This window comes from Mesorhizobium sp. M7A.F.Ca.MR.362.00.0.0 (genome assembly GCF_004023175.1).
GTDB lineage: Bacteria > Pseudomonadota > Alphaproteobacteria > Rhizobiales > Rhizobiaceae > Mesorhizobium.
The window spans coordinates 1-7,429 of the sequence record NZ_RZTF01000318.1 but is presented as its reverse complement, the minus strand read 5'-3'; the positions used below and the strand labels follow the sequence as shown (position 1 = coordinate 7,429).

Below are 7,429 nucleotides of genomic sequence, written 5' to 3'. Positions count from 1 at the left end.
GTCCCCACCAGACCAGACCTCAATGCCTGCGGGATTCCTGTCCCGCAGGGCCTATCGGGCGAAAGCTACCCTGCCCGCTCGATGCGGATGACCTGCGGCTTGTCGGTCAGATGGCCATCCTTGGTGATGCCATCGACGGCCTTGCGCACAGCAGCCTCCGTCGTCTCGTGGGTGACGAGGATCACCGTCTTCTGTGCCGCCGCCTCGCCATTGACCGCGTGCTGGACGATCGATTCCAATGAAATGTCATTATCGGCCATGCGCTTGGCGATTGCCGCGAAGACGCCGATGCGGTCATGCACGGTCAACCGGATGAAATAGCCGCCGGCATGGCTGCGCATCTGCGCCTTCTTGTAGGGTTTCAGCTCCTTCGCCGGCCGTCCAAAGACCGGACCATGCTGGAAGCCTGGCCGGCTCTTGGCGATGTCGGCGATGTCGCCGATGACGGCCGAGGCGGTGGCGTTGCCGCCGGCACCGGGGCCTGACAGCAGCAGTTCGCCCAGAATGTCGGTCTCGATCGCCACCGCATTGGTGACGCCATGCACCTGCGCGATGACCGATGCCGTCGGCACCATCGTCGGATGCACGCGCTGCTCGATGCCGCTCTCGGTGCGCTGGGCGACACCCAGCAGCTTGATCCGGTAGCCAAGATCGGCGGCCGCGCGGATGTCGGCCTGGGTGATGTTGGAGATACCTTCCATATAGATGTCGTTGGCGGCGATCCTGGTGCCAAAGGCAAGGCTGGTCAGGATCGACAGCTTGTGCGCGGTGTCGTGGCCCTCGATGTCGAACGTCGGATCGGCTTCGGCATAGCCCAGCCGCTGCGCGTCCTTCAGGCAAGCATCGAACGAGATGCCCTCGGCCTCCATGCGCGTCAGGATGTAGTTGCAGGTGCCGTTGAGGATGCCGAACACGCGCGTAACCGAATTTCCGGCCATCGCCTCGCGCATGGTCTTGATGACGGGAATGCCGCCCGCCACCGCCGCCTCATAGTTGAGCAGAACACCCTTTTTCTCGGCGATCTCGGCCAGCGCCACGCCATGCTTGGCCAGCAGCGCCTTGTTGGCGGTGACGACGTGACGGCCGGCTTCGAGCGCCGCTTTCACCGACGAGCGCGCCGGGCCCTCGTCGCCGCCGATCAGTTCGACGAACACGTCGATTTCTACGGTCTGCGCCATCTTGACCGGATCGTCGAACCACTTTGCCGAGCTCAGATCGACGCCGCGATCGCGCTTCTGGTCGCGCGCCGAGACGGCGGTGACGATCACGTCACGGCCGCACTGGCGGGTCAGTTCCACCGCTTTGTCGCGCAGCACGCGCGCCACCGACGCGCCAACGGTGCCGAGGCCGGCAATTCCAACACGCAATGCTTCAGCCATGTCCGGCGACGTCCCTCAAAGTCAGATCGAATTTGCGTGCGGCAAGCTTACCGGTGAGCGGAGAGCGGCACGACGTTGTTGGGCTGCTTGGCGCTGGTCGACAGGAAGCGCTTGATGTTGCGCGCCGCCTGCCGGATCCTGTGCTCGTTCTCGACCAGAGCGACGCGCACGAATTCGTCGCCATGCTCGCCGAAGCCAACACCGGGCGCCACGGCCACGTCGGCATGTTCGATGAGCAGCTTGGAGAATTCGAGTGAGCCGAGATGTCGGAACGGCTCCGGGATTGGCGCCCAGGCGAACATCGATGCCGCCGGTGCCGGAATGGTCCAGCCAGCGCGGCCGAAGGCATCGACCATCACATCGCGGCGCTTGTGGTAGATGTCGCGCACTTCGGCGATGTCGGCGCCGTCGCCATTGAGCGCATGTGCCGCCGCCACCTGGATCGGCGTGAAGGCGCCGTAATCGAGGTAGGATTTCACCCGCGTCAGCGCCGAGATCAGCCGCTCGTTGCCGACGGCAAAGCCCATGCGCCAACCGGGCATGGAGAAGGTCTTCGACATGGAGGTGAATTCGACGCAAACGTCGATCGCGCCAGGCACCTGCAGCACCGAAGGCGGCGGATTGCCGTCGAAATAGATCTCCGAATAGGCAAGGTCGGACAGGATAATGATGTCGTTCTTCTTGGCGAAGGCGACCACATCCTTGTAGAAATCGAGCGAGGCGACCAGCGCCGTCGGGTTCGACGGATAGTTGAGGATCAGCGCCAGCGGCTTCGGGATCGAATGTTTGACCCCGCGCTCGAGCGCCGGGATGAAGCCGTCGTCCGGCTCCACCTGCAGCGAGCGGATGACGCCACCCGACATGATGAAGCCGAAGGCATGGATCGGATAGGTCGGGTTCGGGCACAGGATCACGTCGCCGGGCGCCGTGATCGCCTGCGCCATGTTGGCGAAGCCTTCCTTCGAGCCAAGCGTGGCCACCACTTGCGTGTCGGGGTTGAGCTTCACGCCGAAGCGCCTGCCATAGTAGGCGGCCTGGGCGCGACGCAGGCCCGGAATGCCGCGCGACGAGGAATAGCGATGCGTGCGCGGGTCGCGCACGACCTCGCACAATTTGTCGACGATAGCCTTGGGCGTCGGCAGGTCCGGATTGCCCATGCCGAGGTCGATGATGTCGGCGCCACGCGATCGGGCGCTGGCCTTGAGCCGGTTGACCTGCTCGAACACGTAAGGCGGAAGCCGGCGAACCTTGTGAAATTCTTCCATGGCAGTTCCAGACAGCGAAGGGGTGTTGGGCGCGCGCTATATACTTATTTGCAGGTAGGGTCGAGGGCGGGGTCGCATTTGGCTTCGATCTGCTTCAGCGTTTCGTCGCCATGCTTCTTGGCCAGATCCGTCAGCGCCGCCTGGTTGGCGACCTTCGGGCCGCCGCCCTTTGCCGCCTGCGCATTCTCATCCGCCTTCAATTGCGCGAGCTTGGCGTTCTTCTCGGCTTCGGTGAACTGAGGCGCCGCCACTTGCGGCTTGATGTTCAGGTTCGGAAAGGTGCCGGTATCCTTCGGCCCCGTACCCGCAGCGACAGGCGTCGGGCCATTCGTGTTGGTGCTCGAGCACCCGGCAATCCCGATGAGGACGATCGCCACGCCGATGCGGCAAAAATGTCCAGCACCGAAAAAAACAGTTTCGCCAATATTAATCGTCATATTGTTTCCCTGGCAGCCGAGGTAGAGCGAGATTGGCCCGGTCGGATGTCCCATGTTAATATGTCAAGAAAAGGCCTCGGGAGGAACCCCGCCAACCATGTCCAAAACACCCGATTCGGGCAAAGCGGAAGATGACGAGCCTTCGACCGTCGAGCAATATCTGGTGAAGGACCCGGAACGCTTCGCCCTGAACATGGCGCGCATGATCGAGCAGGCCGGCAAGGCCGCTTCCGCCTGGGCCGAGCCGCGCGAAAAAGGCGACGTGCGCGACCATGTCGCTGAGCCCGTTGTCGATATGGTGAAGACCTTTTCCAAGCTCAGCGAATACTGGCTTGCCGATCCGCAGCGCGCGCTGGAAGCGCAGACGCGGCTGTTTTCCGGCTATATGACGGTCTGGGCCAACGCCATTCAGCGCACCAGCAACGCCGCGCAAGACACCGAAGACGCGGTCAAGCCGGAGCGCGGCGACAAGCGGTTCCTCGACCCGGAATGGGGCCGCAACGCCTTCTTCGATTTCCTCAAGCAGGCCTATCTCGTCACCTCGCGCTGGGCGGCCGATCTGGTCGAGCACGCCGAAGGCCTTGACGAGCACACCCGCCACAAGGCCGGCTTTTACGTCAAGCAGGTGTCCAACGCCATCTCGCCGTCGAATTTCATCCTGACCAATCCGGAACTGTTCCGTGAAACCGTCGCCTCGAACGGCGAAAACCTGGTGCGCGGCATGAAGATGCTGGCCGAGGACATCGCCGCCGGCAAGGGCGACCTGAAGCTGCGGCAGGCTGACTACTCACCCTTCGAGATCGGCAGGAACATCGCCACCACTCCCGGCAAGGTGGTCGGCCGCAGCGACGTCGCCGAAATCATCCAGTACGACCCGGCGACCGAGACGGTGCTCAAGCGGCCCTTGCTGATCTGCCCGCCATGGATCAACAAATTCTACATCCTCGATTTGAACCCGCAGAAATCCTTCATTCGCTGGGCGGTTGAACAGGGCCACACCGTGTTCGTCATCTCCTGGATCAATCCGGACGAGCGCCACGGCACCAAGAGTTGGGAAGCCTATATCCGCGAGGGTCTGCAATACGGCCTCGACACCGTCGAGAAGGCCACCGGCGAACGCGACGTCAACGCGATCGGCTATTGCGTTGGCGGCACGCTTCTGGCGGCGGCACTGGCGCTGATGGCGCAAGAGGGCGACGACCGCATCAAGTCGGCGACCTTCTTCACCACGCAGGTCGACTTCACCCATGCCGGCGACCTGAAAGTGTTCGTCGACGAAGAACAGGTCGCCGCTGTGGAAAAGTCGATGAGCGAAAAAGGCTATCTCGACGGCACCAAGATGGCGACCGCCTTCAACATGCTGCGCTCAGGCGACCTGATCTGGCCCTATGTCGTCAACAACTACATGCGCGGCAAGGATCCCTTGCCCTTCGACCTGCTCTACTGGAATGCAGATTCCACCCGCATGGCGGCGGCCAATCACTCTTTCTACCTGCGCAACTGCTATCTCGAGAACAATCTTTCGCAAGGCACGATGGAACTGGCGGGCCACACGGTCTCGCTCGGCGACATCACCATCCCGGTCTACAACCTCGCCTCCAAGGAAGATCACATCGCGCCGGCGCTTTCGGTGTTCCTCGGTTCGAAATATTTCGGCGGCACGGTCGAGTATGTGATGGCCGGGTCGGGCCATATCGCAGGGGTCGTCAATCCGCCGGCATCCAACAAATACCAGTACTGGACCGGGGGTACGCCGACGGGCGACTTCAGCCAGTGGATAGCCAATGCCACCGACCATCCAGGATCCTGGTGGCCGCACTGGCAAGACTGGATAGAGGCCAAGGACAACACCCGCGTGCCTGCCCGCAAACCGGGCAAGCATATGAAAACCTTGGGTGATGCTCCCGGCACCTATGTGAAAGTGCGTGTGTAACGGACTGTAATGTGTGGTGAGTTGACGGACCGCCAAAAGCGGGCGAAATGGTGTCGTCAACCATCAAGCGGCCGTAATTCGGCAATCACCGCAAAAATACTTCCAGGCTTGCGGATTTGACACAGGTCTCGTTTCCGGATCGGAGACAAAGGTCACCTTGGCATCGACGCATGCGTGTGGCGCCAAGGATATACCGACCGGACATCGAGGGGGAATTTGACTTTGAAATCAGCAGGATGGAGCCTCGCAAAGGGAGAACGCCGCGCCATTGTGGCAGCGCTCTGCTCCTTGCTTCTGGCCTCCTGCACTTCGGCTGGCGACCCGACAATGTCGGTCGGAATGCCCGGTTACAATGCTACCGCATCGGATATGAATGCTGCCTCAAGTGGCAAGTCGGCCGCTGTCGCCGATTCGTCCGAGGTCACGACCGAGCAGACGACCGTGATGACGGCGAGCGATACGGCGCTGCCTGAAAAAGTCGCCTACGTGCCTATGTCCAAACCGGGAGCTGCCTTTCCGCTGACCACGCCGGCGGGCGCCGAAACCATCGTTGGAAACACGCCGCAATCGCTGACGCAGCAGGCACAGACCGCGCAGCAAACCGACGCGGTCGCCCAGCAGATTGCCGCGGTCGACGGCGACGTGGCGGCGCCGAAGCCCGCTGCCGCTCCGGCCATGAACAACCCGGTCTATGTGACGGCTGGCGAGATGCCGCAGGCCGAAGCACCAAAGAAGAAAGGCTTCCTCGCCTCGATGTTTGGCGCAACGCCAGCCTCGGCGACACCAACCCCCATCATCAGCAACGCCCGAACGGGCGAGCAGCCCCTGGCGCAGGCAAAAGCGGCGCCAGCAGCGGCAAAGCCGATCATCACGCTTGCCTCGGCCAGTTCCACGGCCAAGCCGGTGCAACTGGCTTCGCTCGGCGACGATAGCAATCACATCACGGGTAGCGACGCCCTGCCCGGCGTGCGCCAGACGGCCCTGTTCGAGATCAAGCGCAAGTCCGGCCTCGACGACGAAAGCGACGTCGACCTCAACGAGGATGAGGGGCCAATCGGCGGCTCCTATCAGGTTGCGTCAGCCGCCGGCATGGCCCGGTTGGCGCCCAACGGGCTGCTCAAGCAGAACGAGAGCGTCGATGTGGCCTGCCTGAAGCCGTCGCTGGTGCGCGTGCTGAAGACGATCGAAGGCCACTACGGCCGCAAGATGACGGTGACGTCGGGCTATCGCGACCCGGCCCGCAACCGGCGCGCCAACGGGGCCAAGAATTCGCTGCACATGTATTGCGCCGCCGCCGATATCCAGGTTCCCGGCGTTTCGAAATGGGAACTGGCGAGCTACATCAGAAGCATGCCCGGCCGCGGCGGCGTCGGCACGTACTGCCACACAGAATCGGTTCACGTCGACGTCGGCCCCGAGCGCGACTGGAACTGGCGCTGCCGCCGGCGCAGCGGCGGTGACGGCTAGTCTAGCAGACGGTCTTAGGCCTACTAGCAGCCAAGATCGTACCGGTGACCATTCTGAGCATTCGGGATTAGCCGAAGCCTCCCACAAACTTCGTCATCCTAGGGCGAAGTAGGGCGAGGCTCCGTCGCGGAGACCCTGGGATGACGAAACGATGGGTGTCGCCGCTAATTATCAAAGCCTGCCAACCCTCGGGAAATCGTTGATTTGGCTGGCCCGGAAAAAAGTTGTCCAAGGTGGCACCTGACGGGTTGCCGGTTGCGCACAACGCCAGTATAAGCCGCTTCGTCTGAGCGCGCCCATCGTCTAGCGGTTAGGACACCGCCCTTTCACGGCGGTAACAGGGGTTCGATTCCCCTTGGGCGTACCAAAAATAATGCGTTTAGCGCAAACCTCCCTCCCACTGTGGCCAATTTCGCCTGGCTCTCTGCCGCGGTCTTGAACTGACGCGCAGTCTTCCGCGATCACACCATAGGCTAACGCGGCCACACAGGTCATAATCCTGCTACAAAGTGGTCGATTCCTCAGGGATGTAGCCGCTCCAAGAGCCCGCCGCAGGTCGCCCCCGTGGCGGGCTTTTCATTGCACGGTCGAGTTGGGTTCTCGGGCACTGCGACAATGAGAAAGCCCCGCAGTGGTAAGCCCGCATTTATTGCCTGGTTTCCCGGCTTTAAACAGCTGACTTCGCGGTGTACGGATTCGGGCAAAAAAGCCGGATACTACCTGATGAAGGCGAGCCACCACGGTCAAAGAGTGGGTGTTGCAACCCCCTCGAGCGCAATGATCCTGGTGTTGGCGCAACGCTTCCGGATTTCAATAAGGCGGGCGTATTCCGGCGAATTGTACCAGCCCATCAACGACGTCATGTCGGGGAATTCGATAATAACCAAACGGTGTGGCTCCCAATCGCCCTCCAAAACCTTGGTCGCACCGCCACGACCTAGATATCTC

The 7,429-nt window shown here is 62.1% G+C and carries 6 protein-coding genes and 1 tRNA gene; 3 read left to right on the top strand and 4 right to left on the bottom strand.

Features of this window, described 5'->3' with window-relative positions:
• Positions 1–65: 65 nt before the first annotated feature.
• Genes EOC06_RS28320 through EOC06_RS28310 form a run of 3 tightly spaced genes read right to left on the bottom strand, consistent with a single transcriptional unit; the run spans position 66 to position 3,081 of the window.
• Entirely contained in the window at positions 66–1,379 is a 1,314-nt protein-coding gene (locus EOC06_RS28320; RefSeq protein WP_128309351.1) for a homoserine dehydrogenase, read from the bottom strand.
• A gap of 47 nt (positions 1,380–1,426) precedes the next feature.
• Positions 1,427–2,644, bottom strand: a complete 1,218-nt coding sequence (locus EOC06_RS28315; protein ID WP_023810473.1) for an LL-diaminopimelate aminotransferase — start codon at positions 2,642–2,644, stop codon at positions 1,427–1,429.
• Positions 2,645–2,688: 44 nt separating this feature from the next.
• On the bottom strand, positions 2,689–3,081 hold the full coding sequence (locus EOC06_RS28310) for a hypothetical protein (protein WP_128309350.1): 393 nt from the start codon (positions 3,079–3,081) through the stop codon (positions 2,689–2,691).
• Positions 3,082–3,178: 97 nt separating this feature from the next.
• Between EOC06_RS28310 and phaC the strand changes: the two genes are divergently transcribed.
• From phaC to EOC06_RS28295, 3 genes are all read left to right on the top strand, one after another.
• Entirely contained in the window at positions 3,179–5,014 is a 1,836-nt protein-coding gene (phaC, locus tag EOC06_RS28305) for a class I poly(R)-hydroxyalkanoic acid synthase (protein ID WP_127269943.1), read from the top strand.
• Between the two features lie 216 nt (positions 5,015–5,230).
• Positions 5,231–6,481 (top strand): YcbK family protein, encoded by a 1,251-nt coding sequence (locus tag EOC06_RS28300; RefSeq protein ID WP_128309349.1) that lies wholly within the window; start codon positions 5,231–5,233, stop codon positions 6,479–6,481.
• Positions 6,482–6,773: 292 nt separating this feature from the next.
• Positions 6,774–6,848, top strand: a tRNA-Glu gene (locus EOC06_RS28295).
• Between the two features lie 376 nt (positions 6,849–7,224).
• On the opposite strand, the gene EOC06_RS28290 is transcribed toward EOC06_RS28295, so the two are convergent.
• On the bottom strand, positions 7,225–7,429 hold a 205-nt coding region (locus EOC06_RS28290; RefSeq protein WP_164898781.1), incomplete at its 5' end, for a DUF1330 domain-containing protein.

Coding starts and splice junctions, on each gene's coding strand:
- EOC06_RS28310 (WP_128309350.1), bottom strand. CDS start 3,081: ATGACGATTAATATTGGCGAAACTGTTTTTTTCGGTGCTGGACATTTT.
- EOC06_RS28320 (WP_128309351.1), bottom strand. CDS start 1,379: ATGGCTGAAGCATTGCGTGTTGGAATTGCCGGCCTCGGCACCGTTGGC.
- EOC06_RS28315 (WP_023810473.1), bottom strand. CDS start 2,644: ATGGAAGAATTTCACAAGGTTCGCCGGCTTCCGCCTTACGTGTTCGAG.
- phaC (WP_127269943.1), top strand. CDS start 3,179: ATGTCCAAAACACCCGATTCGGGCAAAGCGGAAGATGACGAGCCTTCG.